Origin of the sequence: Streptomyces liliiviolaceus, assembly GCF_018070025.1 — a bacterium.
Taxonomy (GTDB): Bacteria; Actinomycetota; Actinomycetes; order Streptomycetales; family Streptomycetaceae; genus Streptomyces; species Streptomyces liliiviolaceus.
On sequence record NZ_JAGPYQ010000001.1, the window covers coordinates 132,257 to 152,609 of the forward strand.

Consider the following 20,353-nt stretch of genomic DNA (forward strand, 5'->3'; position numbering starts at 1 on the left):
AGATGTCCGTGGTCGACCGGCAGGAGTGGGACGTCGTCGTGGTCGGTGCCGGAGGAGCCGGCCTGCGCGCGGCGATCGCGGCGCGGGAACGCGGCGCGCGCACGGCCGTCATCTGCAAGTCGCTGTTCGGCAAGGCCCACACCGTGATGGCCGAGGGCGGCATCGCGGCGGCCATGGGCAACGTCAACTCCGGCGACAACTGGCAGGTCCACTTCCGCGACACCCTGCGCGGCGGCAAGTTCCTCAACCAGTGGCGGATGGCCGAGCTGCACGCCCAGGAGGCCCCCGACCGGGTGTGGGAGCTGGAGACCTGGGGCGCCCTCTTCGACCGTACGGCGGACGGGCGCATCTCCCAGCGCAACTTCGGCGGGCACGAGTACCCGCGGCTCGCGCACGTCGGCGACCGTACGGGCCTGGAGCTGATCCGCACGCTCCAGCAGAAGATCGTGTCGCTCCAGCAGGAGGACTTCAAGGAGACCGGCGACTACGAGTCACGGCTGAAGGTCTACCAGGAGTGCACGGTCACCCGGATCCTCAAGGACGGCAGCAGGGTCGCCGGGGCCTTCTGCTACGAGCGGGAGTCGGGCCGGTTCTTCGTGCTCGACGCGCCCTCGGTCGTGGTCGCCACCGGCGGCATCGGCAAGTCCTTCAAGGTGACGTCGAACTCCTGGGAGTACACGGGCGACGGGCACGCGCTGGCACTGCTCGCCGGGGCGCCCCTGCTGAACATGGAGTTCGTGCAGTTCCACCCCACGGGCATGGTCTGGCCGCCGTCCGTGAAGGGCATCCTCGTCACGGAGTCGGTGCGCGGCGACGGCGGGGTGCTCAGGAACTCCGAGGGCAAGCGGTTCATGTTCGAGTACATCCCGGACGTGTTCAAGGAGAAGTACGCCCAGTCCGAGGAGGAGGGCGACCGCTGGTACGAGGACCCGGACCACAACCGGCGCCCGCCCGAACTGCTCCCCCGGGACGAGGTGGCCCGGGCCATCAACTCCGAGGTCAAGGCGGGCCGCGGCTCCCCGCACGGCGGAGTCTTCCTCGACGTCTCCACCCGGATGCCCGCCGAGGTGATCCGGCGCCGGCTGCCGTCCATGTACCACCAGTTCAAGGAACTCGCCGACGTCGACATCACCGCCGAGGCGATGGAGGTCGGACCGACCTGCCACTACGTGATGGGCGGTATCGCGGTCGAGTCGGACACCGCGGCGGCCCGCGGGGTGCCGGGACTGTTCGCGGCCGGTGAGGTCGCGGGCGGGATGCACGGCTCCAACCGGCTCGGCGGGAACTCGCTCTCCGACCTGCTGGTCTTCGGGCGGCGGGCCGGACTGCACGCCGCGGAGTACGCCACCGGCCTCACCGGACCCACCGGGGGCCGCCCGCTCGTGGACGACGTCCAGGTCGACGCGGCCGCCGCGGAGGCGCTGCGGCCCTTCTCCGCCGAGGGGCCCGCGCCCGGCGAGGTCGAGGACGGCCGGCCGCCGGAGAACCCGTACACCCTCCACCAGGAGCTCCAGCAGACGATGAACGACCTCGTCGGCATCATCCGCCGGGAGGCGGAGATGGAGGCGGCCCTGGAGAAACTCGCGGACCTGCGGGTACGGGCCCGGCGCGCCGGGGTCGAGGGGCACCGGCAGTTCAACCCGGGCTGGCACCTCGCGCTGGACCTGCGCAACATGCTGCTCGTCAGCGAGTGCGTGGCACGGGCCGCGCTGGAGCGCACCGAGTCGCGCGGCGGCCACACCCGTGAGGACCATCCGGCGATGGACCGGGCCTGGCGGCGCGTGAACCTGCTCTGCCGGCTGACCAATCCCACCGGCGGTCTGGCGGCGACGGACCCGGTGCACGGCCAGATCGACCTCGCGCGGGAGAACACCGAACCCATCCGACCCGACCTGCTCGCTCTCTTCGAGAAGGAAGAGCTGGTCAAGTACCTCGCCGAAGAGGAGCTCTACGAGTGAGCAGCTACGAGGCCCGCTTCAAGGTGTGGCGCGGGGACGTCGAAGGCGGCGGCCTGGAGGACTTCGGGGTCGAGGTGAACGACGGCGAGGTGGTCCTCGACATCATCCACCGGATCCAGGCGACCCAGGCCCCGGATCTCGCCGTGCGCTGGAACTGCAAGGCGGGCAAGTGCGGTTCGTGTTCGGCGGAGGTCAACGGCCGGCCGCGGCTGCTGTGCATGACCCGGATGTCGGTGTTCACCCGGGAGGAGACGATCACCGTCACTCCCCTGCGGGCGTTCCCCGTGGTCCGCGACCTGGTCACCGACGTCGGCTTCAACTACACCAAGGCGCGGGAGGTGCCCGCGTTCGTGCCGCCGGAGGGGCTGGCGGCCGGTGAGTACCGGATGATGCAGGAGGACGTGGACCGGTCGCAGGAGTTCCGCAAGTGCATCGAGTGCTTCCTGTGCCAGGACACCTGCCATGTGGTGCGCGACCACGAGGAGAACAAGACCGCCTTCGCCGGGCCGCGTTTCCTGATGCGGGTGGCCGAGCTGGACATGCACCCGCTGGACGCGGCGGACGACAGCGGCCTGGACCGCAAGAGGACCGCTCAGGACGAGCACGGGCTCGGCTACTGCAACATCACCAAGTGCTGCACCGAGGTCTGCCCCGAGGGCATCAAGATCACGGACAACGCCCTGATCCCCCTCAAGGAACGCGCGGTCGACCGCAAGTACGACCCGCTGGTCTGGCTGGGGTCGAAGATCGGCAGGCGTTCCTCGAAGGGGTGAGGTCTTCGGGGCGGCCGTGGTGGGCGGGGGTCAGAACAGGCTCAGCAGGGCCTCCGCCGGGTCCGCGAGGCTCGTTCCGCCGTTGGGCAGGGGCAGTTCGAACCACACCGTCTTGCCCCGGGGGGTGCGGCGCGAGCCCCAGGCGGCGCTGAGGAGCCCCACCAGCTGGAGCCCCCGGCCGCCCTCGTCGGTGTCGCGGGCCCGGCGCCGGCGTGGCTGGACGAGACCGGCGTCCCAGACCTCGCAGACCAGCGTGCGGTCGAGGAGGAGCCGCAGCCGGATCTCGCCCTCGCCGTAGCGCAGCGCGTTGGTGACCAGCTCGCTGACGAGCAGTTCGGCCGTGTCGACGAGCGGTTCAAGGTCCCAGCCGACCAGCTGGTTGCGGGCGAACTCGCGGGCGCGGCCCACGCTCCGGGGTTCGCGCGGCAGCGTCCAGTCGCCCACCGACTCGGCGGGCAGCCCCTGGACACGTGCCATCAGCAGCGCGATGTCGTCCTCGCCGTGATGGGTGTCGAGGGTGCTGAGGACGTGGTCGCAGACGTCCTCCAGCGGGGCCGAGGGGTCCGTGAGGGCGCCCACGAAGGCCTGCAGGCCCTCGTCGAGGGGATGGTCGCGGGATTCGACGAGACCGTCCGTGTAGAGCGCCAGGAGGGCTCCCTCGGGCAGTTCGACCTCCACCTCCTCGAACGGCTCGCCGCCGACTCCCAGCGGCATGCCCGGCGGTACGTCGAGCATGAGCGCGCTCTCGCCCGGTTCGACCAGGACGGGCGGGAGATGGCCGGCGTTGGCGAACGTACAGCGGCGGGTGACGGAGTCGTAGACCGCGTACACACAGGTGGCGAGGTACACCTCGGAGAGGTCGGCGTCCCGGGACTGACGGGCACCGCGCGTAGATTGCTGGGTACCGCCGGGTGTGCCGAGTCCCCGGGCGATCTCGTCCAACGCGGAGAGCACTTCGGCCGGTTCGAGGTCGAGCAGGGCCAGCGTGCGTACGGCCGTGCGGAGTTCGCCCATCGCGACGGCCGCCCGCAGACCGCGGCCCATGACGTCGCCGACGACCAGCGCCGTGCGGTGACCGGGCAGTTCGATGACGTCGAACCAGTCGCCGCCGACCTCCGTCGCCGCGTTCCCCGGGAGGTAGCGGCAGGCGATGTCCAGGCCGGAGGCCTCCGGGTCGCCCGGGGGCAGCAGGGAGCGCTGGAGGATCAGGGCGCGTTCGTGCTCGCGTCGGTACAGGCGCGCGTTGTCCATGCAGACGGCGGCCCGTGCGGCCAGTTCCACCGCCAGCGCCCGGTCGCGCTCCCCGAACGGCTCGCTGCCCTTCGTACGGGAGAACTGGACGATGCCGACGACCGTGTCGTGGGCGACCATCGGCACCGCGAGCGTGGACTGGATCAGCTCGCCCTCCTCGGCGGCGACGAACTGCGGTTTGGCGGTGCGCAGGGCGTCCGCGCAGGCGGAGTTGAAGGAGAAGCGGTGGACCGCGCCGACGCTCACGAGCTTGCGGCCGCCGACGAAGGGCGCGTCGGACACGGCGCTGGCGTAGGCCACCCGGCGCAGTTCGGCGCTGCCGTCGGCGAGGCCCGGCGGGGTCTCGTCACCGGCGAGCAGACCTTGGTAGAGGTCGACGGAGGCCAGGTCGCAGAAGCCGGGGACGGCGACGTCGAGCAGTTCGCGGGCCGTGGTCTCCAGATCGAGCGAATTCCCTATACGCGCTCCCGCCTCGTTCAGGAGGGCGAGATTGCGCCGGGCCTGAGCGGCCTCACGGGCAGCGGCGCGGCGTGCGGTGATGTCGGTACCCAGCCACGCGATCCCGATCGGACGGCCCGAACCGCCCTGTACGCGATAGAGGTTGATGGACCAGTGGCGGCGCTCGGTGGAACCGGGCACGGTGCCCGTGACCAGCATCTCGGTGACGGAGTCGCCCGTCTCCAGGACCCGGCGCAGTATCGCCGAGACGCGGTCGGTCTCGCCCGGCGACAGATAGTCCTTGACCGTACGGCCGCGGTGGTCGTCGACGGTGCCGCCGAAGGTCGAGGCGAACCGCTGGTTGGCGCGGCGAATCCGCAGGTCCGGGTCGATCAGGAGGAAACCGAACGGAGATTGGCCGAATATTGCCTGCGAGGCGGCGAGGTCGGTTTCGATGCTGCGGAGCGTGCGCACGTCCACGACGATGCACACGGCGGCCCGTTCGCCCTCCTCGGTGCGCGTCGGCATGACGTACACCTCGGCGAGTCCCTCGGTGATCCGGCCACTGCCCCCCGGGTCGGGCAGCCGGAAGGGGACCACGCCGGTCCACTCCCTGCCGTCGAGGACTTCGGCCATCTTCCGCTGGCCGAAGTCGCGCCTGTCCTCCGCCACGAAGGCCTCGATGGGGTCCATGCCCACGGCGCGGTCGGTGGAGATACCGAAGAGCTGCTCGGCGCGCAGGCTCCACTGGTCGACGAGACCGTCGGGGCCGATCGAGAAGGAGGCGACCTTGATGTAGTCGTAGATCGATCCGGGCGGACTGCTCTGCCACACGACCTCACCGGACGAGTCGCCCGACACCCCGCCCGACGGTGCGCCGAGCGCTCCGCCCGACACGCCGCCCGACGCTCCGGCCGCCGTCCTGCCCGCCGCGGGCGTGGCGTCATCGCCTGTCGTCGCATCAGCCATCGCGCCGCCCGACGGATCCTCGGACTCCGTGGCCTTCGCTGGTATCTCGCTCACGCGAACCGTCCCCTCCAGCTCACCGCGCCCGGCACCGGTCACCGAAAGCGGCTGCCCGCAGTATCCAGCACTACGGAGCCGCACAACACGGTGTTCACGATCACAGCACGGTCCCGATGCTTTTAGGACCGGCTGCGACAAACACTCCCAGTCTTCTAACCACGTGGCACCCCGTCGAACCACCGACTCGTCCCGTCTCTCCAGGCGAGACGGGACGGACTGCCCGCGGACCGTGCCGAAGGGCCGGCGATCAGCCGGGGAGGGCCAGTTCGAACCACACCGTCTTGCCCGTTTCGCCTGGTCTGGTGCCCCAGCGGCGCGCGGACTCCGCCACCAGCCGCAGCCCCCGGCCGGTCTCGTCGTCGGGCTGGGCGGAACGCTCCCGGGGCGGGTCGGGCAGCGGGTCGGAGACCTCCACGAGCAGGGCGTCCAGCAGGCCCGAGGGGTAGACGAGTCGGACACCGATGGGGCCGGTCGCATGCCGCAGGGAATTGGTCACCAACTCGCTGACCAGCAGCGTCGTCACATCGCTCAGGGCATCGAGGCCCCAGACGCGCAGTTGGGCGCGGACCGTGGCACGGGCGGTCCTGACGGCGCCGGGCTCCGCGGGGAAGGTCCACTCGGCGACATCGCCCTCGGTGTGAATCACGCAGCTCACTCCCAGGCCTACGGCAGACCATGTCCGATTTCATCGGGTAAATAGGCACATACCCGATATCCCGGGCGAAGTACCGCGCGCGAGGGCGTGCCGTGGCACGAACGGCGTACTCCGAGCCCGCATCACGCTCCACACACGCCCCGCGAGGGCGAGCGTCCCACGTACGACGCGTGTATCGCATCCCCTCGGGGGCTGCGCCCCCGAACCCCCCGTCGCGCTGACGCGCTCGTCCTCAAACGCCGGACGGGCTAACCGATAGCCCCTCCGGCGTTTGAGGAGCGGGGGTTCGGGGGCGGAGCCCCTGACTCAGTGACGGGAACGGGTAGGGGCGGCGGGGGCGAGAACTCCCCCCACACCACCCGCGCCACCTCGGCGACAGCCGGCACGTCCTGGTCCAGCCAGTCGACGTCCCATACCTCGTCCGCCGTCAACCAGCGCAACGCGTCATGGTCCTGAAGAGCGAGCGGCTCAGACGACCCGGCAAGCAACCGAACCGTCCACACCCGCAACACGTACGGCGCCCGCAGGGCGTACTCCCCCGGCACCCGCCGCACGACCTCCGCCGAAACCCCCAGCTCCTCCCGGAGTTCCCGCACGAGGGCCCGCTCGGGGCTCTCCCCCGGCTCGACCTTCCCCCCGGGAAGCTCCCAGCGCCCGGCCAACTCCACGGGCGCACTGCGACGCGCGGCGAGCAGGCGCCCGCCGCTCAGCACGGCGGCCCCCACCACCACGATCAGTTCGGTCATGCGCGGGAGCCTACGGGAGCCGCGCGAACCCTCCGGCGCCGCTCACCACCGCTCACCGCCGCTCATCCGACGGCCGTCACCTCGCGCCGTTCTGCGCGATCCGCTCGACCCAGTACAGCTGCTTGTGTCCCCGGCCGTCGAGGCTGTCCGCGATCTTCTGGGCCTCGGCCCTGGTCGCGTACCTGCCGACGCGATAGCGATTGCCGTTGTCGTCCTGTCGGACGACAAGCCAGGGAAGTGTGATCGTGCCGTCGTTCATCGCGCCCCTCCACTCCCCGCCCCCGGTTCGCGCCCAACCCCGTTCCATAAGGAAACCGCAATCCGCATATGCCGGAGCCTACGCCTAACCTTTACGCAGCGAATACGGCTTTTCACAAAGAGGTATGCATGACGTAAGCAACCGGCCAGCGCAGAGAGGGCGCATCCTCACGGATACGCCCTCCGACACCCCCTGCAACCCCAGGCGGGTCCCGCCGACGGGGCGAGGCCCGGCCCCGGCCCCGCCCGGAGAGGGCCGCGAGAACGACCGGATTGCACCGCCGGGCCGCCCCTCGAACCGCCGCCCGTGGCCCCTGCTTCACCGGCAGGTGGTACGCGATGCGGTACCGGTCACTTCACCGGCAGGTGGTACGCGATCCGGTACCGGTCGGCCGGCACGACCACGTCCGCCGTCTCCACCGGCCGGCCCGACGCGTAGTACGTGCGCTGGATGACGAGCACGACATGGCCCGGCACTCCCCCCAGCGCCGACAGCTCCTCGGCGAGGCCGGGCCGGGCGCCCACCTCCTCCGTGACGTTGTCCACGACCACGTCGATGCCGGCCATGCGCTCGACCACGCCCATCCCGCCGAGGGGTCCCTCCTCGGGGAGCATCACCGGAGTGCGGCCCGTGACGGCGAGGGGCTCCCAGGAGGTGGAGAGCATCATCGCCTCGCCCGCGTCCCGGAAGACGTACTTCGTGCACATCACCCGCTCGCCGGCCTCGATGCCGAGCCGCTCGGCGATGGCGCCGCTCGCCTCCGTCTGCGCGCTGTGCGACTCCCACGTACCGCGCGCGGCCAGGTCAGCCTGCTCCTGGCGGAACGGGGTCGAGCCGCTGTCCGACCGGTATCCGGAGCGGGCGACACGGCGGGGCACCGGGCGCGCGCGCACATACGTGCCGGACCCGGAGCGGCCCTCGACCAGCCCCTCGGCCATCAGCACCTTGCGGGCCTCCAGGGCGACCGTGTCCGAGACCCCGTACTCCTCGCGGATTCTGGCCTGCGACGGGAGTCTGGTGTGCGGTGGCAGCGATCCGTCGACGATCTTCTTGCGAAGATCGCCGGCGACACGCAGATACGCCGGCTGCTCACCGAATGTCACGGGCCACTCCCTCAGGTTGTACAGACAGCTACAGGGTGGCAACCGTGGGTTGTACCAGGCAAGTAAAGGCCAGAGAATCACTCGATGTGATGACGTAGGGCCTTCGGGGGCTTTACGCAGGCACTTTCTTTCCGCTACGGACGGCTCTACACCTCGGCGTCGCCGGCGCCGGCGTCACCGCCGCCGTCCTCGTACGCGGGCGGCGGGGTCGACTCAAGCCCCAGAGCCTTGCGGGTCGTGACGGACTTCTTCGCGTCGGTGAGGTCCAGCGCCTTGCCGTAGTGCTCGTAGAAGGTGTCCACGTCGGAGGTCTTCGCCGCGTCGGCCCACTCGTCCTTCGCGGACTCCAGGTGCCCGACGAGCGCGGCGACCGGCTTCTCGGCGTCGGCGGGCCACCGGTGGGCGCGCAGCAGGCCGACCTGCTCCGTGAGGGCGCCCGAGACCCGGGTCGCCCACGCCTTGTGACCAGGCAGGTCGTCCTCGACGTACTCCTCCTCGGGCGCCGAGTCCATCGCCTTGTTCAGGACCTCGGCCGCCTCCAGATAGGCGACCTGGTCGGCGTCGAGGGTCGTCTCGTCCTGGCGCAGGGAGCCGGTCAGGGTGCCCTTCTCATCCATGTTGCCGAAGACACAGCTGATCTCGCGGTCCCCGAAGCTCCAACTGTCGCTCGTGGGCGTGAAGTAGTAGATGTCGACGTCGTCCGGAACGGCCCAGGCGTCCATCGCGTAGGCGTACTGGAGCGAGTAGCACTTGTCGTCGGCGGCCTCGGTGACGGCGTCGTCGCCCGGGTAACCGCCGTCCGGCATCGGGAAGTTCGCGAAGACCTCGCCGTCGTGCTCACCCTCGCAGGACACCGTGTCGACGTCGTAGGCCATGCCCTCCAGGGAACCGCCCTGCGTGTCGAAGCACTGGCCCTTCTCCAGGGAGAAGACGGCGCCGCTGCCGCTCGCGTCGCGCGCGCCCTCCTTGAAGCCCTCCCAGAAGCCGGCCGCGCCGCCGGTGGCGAGCGCGAGCACGAGGATCGCGGTGCCGAGGCCCGACAGGACGATCCCGGCGATTGCCATGCCCTTGCCGCGTTCGCCCTTCCTCCTGATCTGCCCCAGCGCGACGAACCCGAGCACGAGCCCGACCAGCGGCAGGAAGCAGAGGATGCCGAGCACCAGCGCGGAGATGGCGAGGCCGTTGACGGGCGCCGGGGTGTTGTACGGGGAGTAGCCGTGCCCCCAGGGCTGGTACCCGTACGGGGCGGGCCCCTGCGGCGGGTACGGCCCCTGGCCCGGGTATGCACCGTACGGGCCCTGTGGCGGCTGCGGTGGCCCGGCGGGCGGGGGTATCTCCACTTGTGCTCTGCTCCTCGTCCGAGTGGTGCTGCGTTTCGCCGCCGATACGGAACTGTGTGCGACAAAGCGCATGGTAAGCGGCGTGCGGGCGGAGGTGGAACAGCAATTCCTTCCGCCCCCGCCGCCCCTACCCGTTCCCGTCACTGACTCGGGGGCGCCGCCCCCGAACCCCCGGTCCTCAAACGCCGGACGGGCTGAGATGTCGCGGGGCCGGCTGAGATGTCGCGGACGGCCGGAGATCTTCAGCACGCCCGCACACCTTCAGCCCGTCCGGCGTTTGAGGACGAGCGCGCAGCGCGACAAGGGGGGCGAGGGGGCGCAGCCCCCATGCAGTGACGGGAAGGGAAGGGGCGGCGGGGGCGAGAGAAGCATCTAACCTGCCGGAATGACACCCTTGCCGGACTGTTTCTGCCCGGTGGACGGCACCCGCGTCCCCACGGACTCCCCAGCCTGGTGCTGCCCCACCTGCCGAGGCCCCCTCGACCTGGACTTCGCACCGACCCCCGCCCCCCTCAAGTCCCTGACGGGAAGGGTCAATTCGCTCTGGCGGTACACGGAGTGCCTGCCCCTGCCGACCCCCACGGTGTCGCTGGGCGAGGGCCGCACCCCACTGGTCACCCTCAGAGAGGGCGTCTCGGCCAAACTGGACTTCCTGATGCCGACGCTCTCCTTCAAGGACCGCGGAGCCGTCATGCTCGCCGAGCTGGCCCTGCGGCTGCGCCCCCGGCGGGTCGTCGCGGACAGCAGCGGCAACGCGGGCACGGCCGTCGCCGCGTACTGCGCCCGGGCCCGTCTGTCGTGCACGGTGTACGTCCCCGAGGGCACGTCCGCCAAGAAGCTGGAGCAGATCGCGACGCACGGGGCCCGGCTCGAAGTGGTCCCGGGCGACCGTGAGGCGACGGCGTCGGCGGCCCGGGAGGCGGCGGACGAGGAGGGCACGTTCTACGCCTCGCACGTCTTCAACCCGTACTTCCTGCACGGTACGAAGACGTACGTCCACGAGGTGTGGGAGGAACTCGGCGGCCGGCTCCCCGAGGTGCTGGTCGTGCCCGTCGGGAACGGCACGCTCCTGCTCGGCGCGGCACTCGCCGTCGCCGAACTGCACGCGGCGGGCCTGATCGACCGCAGACCCGCGCTGTACGCGGTCCAGTCCGCGGCGGTCGCCCCGCTGGCCCGCGCCTGGCACGAGGGGGCGGACGACCTGGTCGGGGTCACCCCGGCGGCCCCCACGTTCGCCGAGGGCATCGCGATCCCCCGTCCGCCGAGGGCCCGCCAGATCCTGCGGGCGGTACGCGAGTCGGGCGGCGCGTTCCTCACCGTGACGGAGGACCAGATCCGCCACGCCCAGACCGACCTGGCCTCCCAGGGCCTGTACGTGGAATCGACGGGGGCGGCCTGCTGGGCGGCGACGAGAGAGGGCCCCCTGGGCTCCCGCACAGCGGTGATCCCCCTCTGCGGAGCAGGCCTGAAATCAGGCCCGGCAACCCCCGCTTGAGGGGCGCGGGGAACGGCGCGACCTTTCGTCGCTAAGGCGCGCCAGGATCGGCCCGCCCCGCCGAAGCCAACCGTTCCTGCTCCTCCTCCACGATCCGCCGAGCGATCGCCCCGTCGGAGACATCCACCGCGTCGGGCGAAGCCTCGGCCACATCGCTGCGCCGGGCGTACGCGTCGAAGAGCCGCGCCTTGCTCTCAAGAATGCGCAGCAGCCGATCGTCGACACTGTCCGTCGCCAGCAGCCGATGCACCTGGACCGACCGCACCTGCCCCATCCGGTGCGCCCGCGCGACGGCCTGATGTTCCAGCGTCGGCTTGACCTGCGGCTCGCACAGGATCACCACGGACGCGGCCTGCAGATTCAGCCCGACCCCACCCGCCTCGATCTGGCAGAGCAGCACCGCGTGCCCGTCCGTGTCCGCGAACTCGTCGACGAGCTGCTGTCGGCGCACCGCGGGCACACCCCCGGCCAGCGGCCCCAGCACGACACCACCACTGCCGTCGCCGTCCCCCAGAGCCTGCTGCACGGCGGCGAGCACATCGCGGAAGTAGGAGAAGACGACGACCTTCAACCCGTTCGCGGCGGCCTCGGTCACCAGCTCACGCAGCCGCTGGAGCTTCGCCGACTTCTCCGCGTGCGCGTACGCGGCCCGGCGCATCGCCATGAAGTTCCCCGCGGCGACCGCGAGCCGGTAGGCGTCCTCGTCGGCCGCGCTGAACTCCTCCCACTCGTCGACGTGCACCAGCGCGGGCAGTTCGGTCAGCACGTCCTGCTGGTTGCGCCGCAGATAGGCGGGGGCTACGGACCTGCGGAAGGTGTGCGGTCCGGCGACCGCGTCGCTGCCCTGGATCCTCGGCACCAGATCGGGCTGGAGGTAGCGCACGAGCGTACGGAACTCCTCGACGCGGTTCTCCATGGGCGTACCCGTGAGGAACAGGACCCGCTCGCAGCGGTTCGTCCAGCGTGCGACGGCCCGTGAGCGGCGGGCCTCGGGGTTCTTCACGTAGTGGGCCTCGTCGACGACGAGCGCGGCGGGCGCCTCCAGCGGATGCGGTTCGGCCTTCTTCGGGTCGGGCAGGCTGTGCAGCACGTCGAAGGTGGTGACCGCGACCCCACCGCGCTCACGCCACTCCGCATACGCGTCCAGCCGGTCGGGGCCGTGCACGGGCACCGCGCGCAGGGTGCTGCGGGCGCCGATCTCCCGCGTCCAGTTGATCAGTACGCTCGCCGGGCACACCACCAGGAAGTGCCGGTGCCCGTCGGCGGCGAGGTGGGCGAGGACCGCGATGGCCTGGATCGTCTTGCCGAGCCCCATCTCGTCACCGAGGACCACCCGCCGCTGGGCCAGCGCGAACCGCGCGCCGAAGGACTGGTAGCCGCGCAGCGAGACCCGACGGTGGGTGTCGTCGAGCCCCTGCGCGTGCACCCGGTCGGCGACCTCCGCCGGCAGAAAGCCCTCGGACGCCTCGACATCGGGCGCGCTGCCGGCGATCTCGGCGAGCTGGCTGTAGTACTCCGCGGACCGCAGCTCGAAGTCCACCCACGCCCCGGCGTCGGACGAGGACTCCCGCAGCAGATCGGTGGAGGCCTGTGTGAGCAGCATCGGTACGCCCTTGGAGACGGCGTCGGCGACGAGTGTGCGCAGTTCGGTCGCCGCCGCGAGCGCGCTCTCCCGCCCGGCCCGGCCGAGGAGCGCCATCCGCAGCCGTCCGCCGGCCGGCCGCGCCGCCGGAAGGAGCCCCGCGAGCTGTCGCTCAAGGCCCTGGGCCGCGTCCACGGCCCGGCGCAGGTCGGGCCCCGCCTCGACGATCCGCCGCAGCGCGATGACCAGGGCGGTGGTCCGCGGCTCCGGGTGGTCCACGTCGATCCGTACGGACACGGTCTCTTCCAGGGCGCGGGCGATCTGCCGGGCGGCGGCGAGCGCCTGGTCGGCGGTCTGCGCGCCGACCCCCGGAATCTGCCGCAGTTCGTACCGGCTCGCCTCGAACACCGGCCGTACGCTGCCGAATCCGGCGGTCTCCAGGGCGCCGAGCCGCAGCCGCCCCTCGGTGACGTCCTTCAGCCGGGAGACGGGGATGCCCTCCAGCTCCTGGGCGACCAGTTCGGCGAGGAGCGGGGCGAGGGCGGCCCGTACCTGCTCCACCGCGCGGGCGTGGTCGGCGAGCACGTTGCGGGCGAGGCCGCCCAGCCGTTCGCCGCGCGCGACGACCTCCCGCGCCTTGCGCCCCACCGCCACGGGGCCGCCGACAGCCCTCTCGCCCTCCGCCATGACGCCCCTCATACCCCGCCATACCCCGCAGACCCCGATCGAGCGGTCATCCTCGCACGGGGGTACGACAACCGGCCCGGACGCACGCTCCGGACCGTGGACCCGCGGTTCGGTACCCGCGTCAGCCCCGGTCGGTGTCCGCCGGATGCTCCAGCAGCCGCCCGCACTGTGCCGCGAGTCCCGCCATGCCGTAGGCCCGTGCGCTGCGCAGGGACTCCTGCAGCAGGCTCTGCGCCTGGGCCTCGTTGCCCGCCCCGCCGACACCGCGCAGCGCACGGGCCCGGGCCAGCCGGAGGCGGGCGAGTTCGGGCTGTGACGAACGGGCCGGTACGGCGCCCTGCCGGAAGTGGCCGAGCGCGGTCTCCGGTTCGCCCGCGGCCAGCGCCAGCAGCCCGCGGGCCCGCGCGGTCGAGCCGACCAGCACGGTGGGCCAGCCGGCGAGCGCGATCTGCTGTCCGTCGTGCGGCGCCAACCGCTCGCGCAGTCCCGGCACCAGCTCCCTCAGTCGGCTCTCGTACCCCCCTTGGATGTCCAGGGCCGCGCAGGCCTCGGCGAGGACGACGAGGGTGGGCACCGCCCAGCCGGAGGGCGGGAACCGGCTGAAGGCGACGGTGTCGGCGGCGAACCCCGCCAGCAGGTCCGCCGCCTCGGCGTGCCGTCCCGTCTCGCAGTGGGCGAGCGCGAGGCCGGCCCGCCAGATGGGGAAGTAGGCGTGCCGCTCGACGTCCTCGGCCAGGTCCGAGGTGAACAGCTCCGCCATCCGGCCCTGTTCGCGCAGCAGCCAGAAGGCCTGGCCGAGGCGGGTCTGGCGCAGGGCGTCGGCGGGGACCGCGAGATCGGCGTGCAGTCCTTCGATGTACTTCGGGGACTCGCCGAGGATCCAGTGCGCCGCCGCGTCGAACCTGCCGTGCCACAGGTCGAGCAGGGCGTCCAGGGTGTGCCGCTGCCAGGTGGCGAGGACGCTGCGGGTGTCGGCGGCGTACTTGCGGTACTGGCTCGCGGTGGCCAGTGCGCTGTAGACCCTGCCGGTGCGCAACTGGTCGATGACGAGGGCCATGAGCGCCTCGCCGTGGAAGTAGGGGGAGTCGAGCCGGACCGCGGCGTCGTGCAGTCGCTGGGACAGTGCCAGGGCGTCGGCCGCCGGGGTGAAGTCGTAGCGCGCCCAGCGGCATTCGGTGAGCACTTCGCAGCGCACCTCGTCGTCCCGGACGTCTCGTCCGTCCCGAACGTCTCTGCCGTCTCTGCCCTCTCGGCCATCTCTGCCGTCCGCCGGTAATCGGCTCAGTGTGTCGTCGGCGAGTCCGGCCCCCTCCTCGGGGCCCACCCGGCCGGCCGCGGTGTCCTCGCTGACCGCCATGGACACCTTCTTCGCCAGGTGCGCGGTGAGGCGCAGCCGCAGGCCCACGGCCTCGGCCCCGCCGTCGCCCTGCAACTCGGCGAGGCTGTTCCTGATCAGATGCAGCACTTCGTGGTCGACCTGCCCGGGGTCAGACCAGCGCCGGGCCATCCGGATCACGGCCTCGGCCTGCGCCCTGGGGTCCCCGGCGGCGCCGTGCAGCGCGGCCCGGTAGAGCCGGTCGGCCTCCCGCATGTCACCGGTGGTGTGGCTCAGGTCGCCGCGTCTGAGCAGCCGGTCGAACTCAAGGCGCCGCTGGGCACCGGTCCCCGGCGCACGGCCGCCGCCGGCCGGTCCCGCCGTCCGTCTCGTGGACCCGGTCCTGACCGGCCTCGGTAAGGGGTCGAGGCTCGGCGGAGCCAGGGCCGTCAACACCCCCTTGGCGTCCAGCACCTGCTCACACAGCTGGGCCAGCTCCACGGACGCCCGTCGCTGGCCGGTCTCGACCCGGCTCAGGAAACTGCGGCTGCAGTGCACCTTGCGGGCCAGCTCGCTGAGCGACAGTCCTGCCGCGACGCGGCGGCGGCGCAGCTCGGAGCCCAAGGCGTTGTCCTCGATCGTCATCCCCCCAACGGTCCGCCGTCCGCCCCGTGTTGCCAAAAAAGCGCTGGCAACAGCGGACCACTCCACATCGTCGCGGATACGAACGAACCTGTCCGTGCGGAGCTTATCGGGAGCAAGGGCTTGGTCACCGGCAGACAGGAGCACCGGCCACCGGCGGCACGGGCGTGCCCGCACGGTGTCGCCCCGGCCTTGTCGAACGGTGCCGGTGACCCGCACAGGTGCGGCCTGCCCGGACGGCCGCACGAGTTCGTCGCCGACGAGCACTCTTTGGGGGAAGAGGCTCGTCGGCGACGGCCTGTCCGCCCTGGGGCCCGGGGCCGGAGTCGGGGCAGGGCACGATCGGTCCGGGGCGCACGGGGGTCGCTCCGGACCGGCTCGTACGCCCGGGGCCCGACGCCCGGCCCGTACGCCGGCTAGACGCGTATTCGGGTGTCGCGGGGGCGGCGGAACGCGAAGGCCGCGACCACCCCGCCCAGCAGTCCGAAGAGATGCCCCTGCCAGCTGACCCCGGTCGCCGTCGGCAGGACGCCCCACAGGATCGAGCCGTACACCGCGCCCACGAGGAGTCCCACGACCACGTCTCCGATGCGGCGGTCCACGAAGCCCCGTACCAGCAGATAGCCGAAGAGGCCGAACACGACGCCGGACGCGCCCGCGGTCAGGGAGTGGGCGGGTGCGGTGAGCCAGACGCCCAGGCCGCTGACGAGGATCGTCACCGTGACGACGGCGAGGAAGCGGCGGGTGCCGGACAGCGCGGTGAGGAAGCCGAGGACGAGCAGCGGCAGGCTGTTCGCCGCGAGATGGTCGAAGCCGAAGTGCAGGAAGGCGGCGGGCACGATGTCGCGCAGCTCGCCGAACTCGCGCGGGGTGATGCCGAACGTGTCCAGGGCATGGCCGCTGACCGCGTCGATGCCTTCGAGCACCCAGAGCAGGGCGACCCAGCCGCCGGTCAGCAGGGCCGCGCTCCTGGCCCGCTCACCGCGCGACTGCGGAGCGGGAAGGCCCACGCCCTGCCGTTCGTACGTCATGGATGCCCCCTGCCGGTCCCTTTTCGGCCCCTGTGTTCCGTTCAACGCGCGAAGGGCTCGGGCCGGTTCCCGTCGCGGGGCGGGAAAAGGCGCGTACGCCCGCCGTCCCGGGGCTGTCCCCCGTCCGAGCTACGCGCAGGTGTCCACCGGGCGGTGACGATTCCCGGCCGCCGGATCCATAGCTTTCTGCACAGCCCGCGGCACTCGGTCGCGGCTCTGGTGCAGGAGTGCTCATGAGGTTCGTCTGGCAGCTCGTGGCGGTCGCCGCGGTCGCTTTCGTCGGTGGTCAGGGAATCATGGCGACGGAGGGCGAACCGTGGCTCCAGTTGCTCGTCGGCGTACCGACGGCCGTGCTCGCGGTGTTCGTCTACCGGTGGGTGGTGGGGCGGACCGAGCGGCGGCCGGTCACCGAACTGGCCCTGGAGGAGGCCCCCTCCGCGCTGGGCCGCGGAACCCTGATCGGCGCCGCGCTGTTCAGCGCCGTCATCGTCAACCTCTTCACCTCCGGGTACTACGACGTCGACGGGATCGACTCGCGGTCGGGCGCGATGGGCCTGCTCGGCTTCATGGCCGCCGCCGCGACGACGGAGGAACTGATGTTCCGTGGCGTCCTGTTCCGTATCGCCGAGGAGCGCATCGGCACCTGGATCGCGCTGGTGCTGACCGGCGCGCTGTTCGGTCTGTCGCACCTGCTCAACCCGAACGCCAGCCTGTGGGGCGCCGCCGCCATCGCCGTCGAGGCGGGCGGCATGCTCACCGCCGCGTATGTCGCCACCCGCTCGCTGTGGCTGCCCATCGGCCTGCACTTCGGCTGGAACTACGCCGCGTCCGGCGTCTTCAGTACCGAAGTGTCCGGCAACGACACTCCTCCGGGGCTGCTGGACTCCTCGATGTCGGGCCCGTCGCTGCTCACCGGCGGCGACTTCGGCCCGGAGGGAAGCGTGTACTCGGTGCTGTTCTGCGTGCTGGCGACGATCACGTTCATGTGGCTGGCCCACCGGCGCGGCCGGGTGCTGCCGCGCCGCTCGCGTGCCCAGCGTGCCGGCGCCACCGCTACACTCCCCCGATGATCGGGATGGTCAGTCTTCGGCGGGCCCGTGACCGGTGGCCCGCCCTGGTCAGGCGGCGGGCCCCGCAGTGGTGGCGCCGATCGGACGTCACCCTCCGGGACCTTCCGCTCGCGCTGCTGCTCGTCGCCGTCTCGTTCCTCCCGGACGCCCACGGGACGCAGATCGGCGGCCTGCCGGACCGCCCCCTGGACGCCCTGGCCCTCCTGCTGATCGCCCTCCAGAGCCTCCCGCTCGCGGTGCGCCGCCGCTGGCCGGCCGTCTGTCTCGCCCTGGTGTCGGTGGGGTTCGCCGTCGACCAGCTCCGCGGCTACCACTCGTTCGCGAGCACCGCGCTGCCGATCGCGCTGCTGAGCGTGGGGGCCCACCTGGTACGGCATCGGCGTACGGCCGCGATCGTCTTCTCCTTGGCGTACGTGCCGCTGGCGGTCGCGTTCAACCGGCTCGATCCGGGTGAGCCGCCGAGCGAACTCGTGACGTTCTATCTGGCGATGGTGCTGGCGTGGGGCCTGGGGGCATGGCTCAGGTCCACGCGGGTCGCGGACGCCGAGCACCGGCTCCGGATCGCCGAGGACACCCGGACCGCCGAACGCACCCGTATCGCCCGGGAGTTGCACGACGTCGTGACCCATCATGTGACGGCGATGGTCGTGCAGGCCGAGGCGGCGCGCTATCTCACCGCCTCGCCCGACCGCCTCGACCAGTCGCTGACCGCCGTCACCGACACCGGTCGGCGGGCCATCGCCGATCTGCGGCACCTGCTCGACCTGCTCAACCCCGACCACGGCACGGGACACGGCACCGACCAGCCGCGGACGCCGTCCGGCGGCGGGCTGCTCACGCTCGTGGAGCAGACGCGGCTGGCCGGGCAGCCGGTGGAGTTCACCGAGGAGGGCTCCCCGGCGGAGCCGGCGGGCAGCGCCGAACTCGTGGCCTACCGGGTGGTGCAGGAGTCCCTGACCAACGCCCTGAAATACGCTCACGGCAGCCGCACCTCGGTTCAGGTGCGGCACGCCGAAAGGGAGATCAGCGTGGAGGTCAGTACGGACGGTTCCGGCTCGGGGGCCGGTTCACCGGGCGGGAGCGGGCGGGGCCTCGCCGGTCTCCGCGAGCGGGTCGACATCCTGGGCGGCGACTTCAGCGCGGGCCCGCGGACGGCCGGCGGCTTCGTCGTACGGGCGCGGATACCCGCCGGGAGCCCTTCGTGAGCGCACCCGTGGCCTCCCCGATCCGGGTCCTGGTCTGCGACGACCAGGTGCTGATCCGCACCGGTCTGGTGACGATCATCGACGCCCAGCCCGATCTGGAGGTGGCGGGCGAGTGCGGGGACGGACGGGCCGCGGTCGACCTCGCCGCCCAAGTGCGGCCGGACGTCGTGGTGATGGACGTACGGATGCCGGTGCTCGACGGCATCGAGGCCACCCGCCTGCTGGCCGGCGCGGGGGTGCCGCATCCCGTCAAGGTGCTCGTGGTGACCACGTTCAATCTGGACGAGTACGTGTACGAAGCGCTGCGCGCGGGGGCGAGCGGTTTCCTGCTCAAGGACGCTCCCCCCGCCCAACTCCTGCACGGCATCAGGACCGTGGGCGCGGGCGCGGCCCTGCTGGACCCCGAGGTGACGCGCAGGCTGGTGGGCCGTTACGCCGCCCGCATCCGCCCCGCCGACAGCACCGCTCCGCAGGACATCCCGCTGACACCGCGCGAGTTGGAGGTCCTGCGCCTCATCGCGAACGGCCTCTCCAACAGCGAGATCGCCGCGACCCTCGTGATCAGCCCGGAGACGGTCAAGACCTTCGTCTCCCGCATCCTGGCGAAGCTCAATCTGCGCGACCGGGTGCAGGCGGTGGTGTACGCGTACCGCCAGGGGCTGGTGACCTGACCCGGACGCGCACAGGCGAGAGCGCCCACGGATCTCCGCGGGCGCTCTTCGTTCGGCGGGGGCCGTTGCCCTGGCCCCCTCGGTCAGGACGCGGCGGTCGTCCCCGCGGACCGGAGCTGCCGGCGGGTGTAGAGGCGGCCACGGCGCTTGGCCAGGCGCAGGAACACGACCGTGGGGACGGTGCAGACGACGATGGCGAAGATGCCGGCCTCCGGGCCGAAGCCGCCGCCGGTGATCGCCTCGGGGCCCGACAGCACGCCGTGGAGCAGGCCGGTGGGCTGGTCGTCGTTGCCGGAGACCGTGACGCCGAAGATGCCGCTCAGGGCGAAGTTCCAGCCGAAGTGGATGCCGATCGGCATCCACAGGGAGCGGGTGGCCGCGTAGACGGCGCCGAGCATCAGGCCGCCCTCGATGGCGATGGCCAGCGCGCCCCACACGGTGGCACCGGAGTTGACCAGGTGCAGACCTCCGAAGAGCAGGCCCGAGATCACCATCGCGCCCCGGGTGCCGGTGAGTTCCTCGACGAGGCGGAAGACGATGCCGCGGAAGAGGAGTTCCTCGACGACCGCGACCCCGGCCATCATCCCGAGAACGGTCAGGGCGCCGCCGACGGACACCCCGCCCTTCGTGCCGTAGCCGCCGAACAGGGCGATCAGCGCGAGCGTCGCGGTGAGGAGTCCGAGGCCGACGGCGGTGCCGACGCGCAGACCGGATCCGGCGTCGGTGGTGTCCAGTTCGGTCACGGGACGCTGTTCGAGGAACCGCACCGCCGCCGCGTAGACCGTCAGGGCGATCAGCACGGACACGGCGCCGAACAGCAGGGACAGCACCGGGTTGTCGCCCGCCACGCTCCGCATCCCGGCGGCGAGCCCCGTCACCAGGACGAACAGCACCACCATCACCGCGAGCCGCACCCCGACCGGCCACACCCGGCGCGTGGGCTCGAAGTCCGACTGCGTGTACTGGTCCTTGACCCACCGCACGGCCTGCGTGTTCCAGAGCGACATCAGATTTTCCCTCCTCGACCGGCGGCCCGGCCGCCCCTGTCATCGAGTGGAACGCTATGAGGAGGGGGTACTCCGGAACGTCCCGCCGGGGTGGGCATT

At 71.8% G+C, this 20,353-nt stretch carries 16 protein-coding genes; 6 read left to right on the top strand and 10 right to left on the bottom strand.

Going from position 1 to position 20,353, the window contains the following annotated elements; genetic code table 11:
- Nucleotides 1–2 precede the first annotated feature (2 nt).
- On the top strand, nt 3–1,958 hold the full coding sequence (locus J8N05_RS00560; protein WP_210880532.1) for a fumarate reductase/succinate dehydrogenase flavoprotein subunit: 1,956 nt from the start codon (nt 3–5) through the stop codon (nt 1,956–1,958).
- Nucleotides 1,955–2,731, top strand: coding sequence for a succinate dehydrogenase/fumarate reductase iron-sulfur subunit (locus J8N05_RS00565; RefSeq protein ID WP_210880533.1), 777 nt, complete (start codon nt 1,955–1,957; stop codon nt 2,729–2,731). The genes J8N05_RS00560 and J8N05_RS00565 overlap by 4 nt, the downstream gene beginning before the upstream one ends.
- Before the next feature lie 30 nt (nt 2,732–2,761).
- Here J8N05_RS00565 and J8N05_RS00570 read toward each other — a convergent pair whose 3' ends face one another.
- The 6 genes from J8N05_RS00570 to J8N05_RS00595 form a co-directional block, all read right to left on the bottom strand.
- On the bottom strand, nt 2,762–5,443 hold the full coding sequence (locus J8N05_RS00570; RefSeq protein ID WP_210880534.1) for a SpoIIE family protein phosphatase: 2,682 nt from the start codon (nt 5,441–5,443) through the stop codon (nt 2,762–2,764).
- Between the two features lie 250 nt (nt 5,444–5,693).
- Nucleotides 5,694–6,092 carry an ATP-binding protein gene (locus tag J8N05_RS00575; protein ID WP_383942908.1) on the bottom strand — a complete coding sequence of 133 codons (399 nt, stop codon included), beginning with the start codon at nt 6,090–6,092 and terminating at the stop codon, nt 5,694–5,696.
- Nucleotides 6,093–6,349: 257 nt separating this feature from the next.
- Entirely contained in the window at nt 6,350–6,847 is a 498-nt protein-coding gene (locus tag J8N05_RS00580; RefSeq protein WP_210880536.1) for a (deoxy)nucleoside triphosphate pyrophosphohydrolase, read from the bottom strand.
- Nucleotides 6,848–6,923: 76 nt separating this feature from the next.
- Nucleotides 6,924–7,106 carry an SPOR domain-containing protein gene (locus J8N05_RS00585; protein WP_210880537.1) on the bottom strand — a complete coding sequence of 61 codons (183 nt, stop codon included), beginning with the start codon at nt 7,104–7,106 and terminating at the stop codon, nt 6,924–6,926.
- 350 nt (nt 7,107–7,456) lie between these two features.
- Complete coding sequence (locus J8N05_RS00590; RefSeq protein WP_210880538.1) at nt 7,457–8,209, bottom strand: GntR family transcriptional regulator; 753 nt, start codon at nt 8,207–8,209, stop codon at nt 7,457–7,459.
- Between the two features lie 146 nt (nt 8,210–8,355).
- Nucleotides 8,356–9,549 (bottom strand): DUF4190 domain-containing protein, encoded by a 1,194-nt coding sequence (locus tag J8N05_RS00595; protein ID WP_247706084.1) that lies wholly within the window; start codon nt 9,547–9,549, stop codon nt 8,356–8,358.
- Between the two features lie 385 nt (nt 9,550–9,934).
- Here J8N05_RS00595 and J8N05_RS00600 point away from each other — a divergent pair, with 385 nt between their 5' ends.
- On the top strand, nt 9,935–11,044 hold the full coding sequence (locus tag J8N05_RS00600; protein ID WP_210880540.1) for a threonine synthase: 1,110 nt from the start codon (nt 9,935–9,937) through the stop codon (nt 11,042–11,044).
- Nucleotides 11,045–11,075: 31 nt separating this feature from the next.
- Here the strand turns inward: J8N05_RS00600 and J8N05_RS00605 are convergent, their stop codons facing one another.
- The 3 genes from J8N05_RS00605 to J8N05_RS00615 form a co-directional block, all read right to left on the bottom strand.
- A complete protein-coding gene (locus tag J8N05_RS00605; RefSeq protein ID WP_210880541.1) occupies nt 11,076–13,313 on the bottom strand; it encodes a DEAD/DEAH box helicase in 2,238 nt (745 codons plus the stop codon).
- A gap of 121 nt (nt 13,314–13,434) precedes the next feature.
- The gene (locus J8N05_RS00610) at nt 13,435–15,273 is read right to left on the bottom strand and encodes a helix-turn-helix transcriptional regulator (protein WP_210880542.1); all 1,839 of its coding nucleotides are present in this window, start codon (nt 15,271–15,273) and stop codon (nt 13,435–13,437) included.
- Between the two features lie 413 nt (nt 15,274–15,686).
- Nucleotides 15,687–16,301 (bottom strand): rhomboid family intramembrane serine protease, encoded by a 615-nt coding sequence (locus J8N05_RS00615; RefSeq protein WP_210880543.1) that lies wholly within the window; start codon nt 16,299–16,301, stop codon nt 15,687–15,689.
- A 233-nt stretch (nt 16,302–16,534) separates the two neighbouring features.
- Here J8N05_RS00615 and J8N05_RS00620 point away from each other — a divergent pair, with 233 nt between their 5' ends.
- Genes J8N05_RS00620 through J8N05_RS00630 form a run of 3 tightly spaced genes read left to right on the top strand, consistent with a single transcriptional unit; the run spans nt 16,535 to nt 19,247 of the window.
- On the top strand, nt 16,535–17,371 hold the full coding sequence (locus tag J8N05_RS00620) for a CPBP family intramembrane glutamic endopeptidase (RefSeq protein ID WP_210880544.1): 837 nt from the start codon (nt 16,535–16,537) through the stop codon (nt 17,369–17,371).
- A gap of 5 nt (nt 17,372–17,376) precedes the next feature.
- Nucleotides 17,377–18,576: a sensor histidine kinase gene (locus J8N05_RS00625; protein ID WP_210889928.1), complete on the top strand. Its 1,200-nt coding sequence runs from the start codon at nt 17,377–17,379 to the stop codon at nt 18,574–18,576.
- 8 nt (nt 18,577–18,584) lie between these two features.
- Entirely contained in the window at nt 18,585–19,247 is a 663-nt protein-coding gene (locus J8N05_RS00630; protein ID WP_210889929.1) for a response regulator, read from the top strand.
- An 83-nt stretch (nt 19,248–19,330) separates the two neighbouring features.
- Here J8N05_RS00630 and J8N05_RS00635 read toward each other — a convergent pair whose 3' ends face one another.
- Nucleotides 19,331–20,254, bottom strand: coding sequence for a CPBP family intramembrane glutamic endopeptidase (locus J8N05_RS00635; RefSeq protein ID WP_210880545.1), 924 nt, complete (start codon nt 20,252–20,254; stop codon nt 19,331–19,333).
- Between the last annotated feature and the right edge of the window lie 99 nt (nt 20,255–20,353).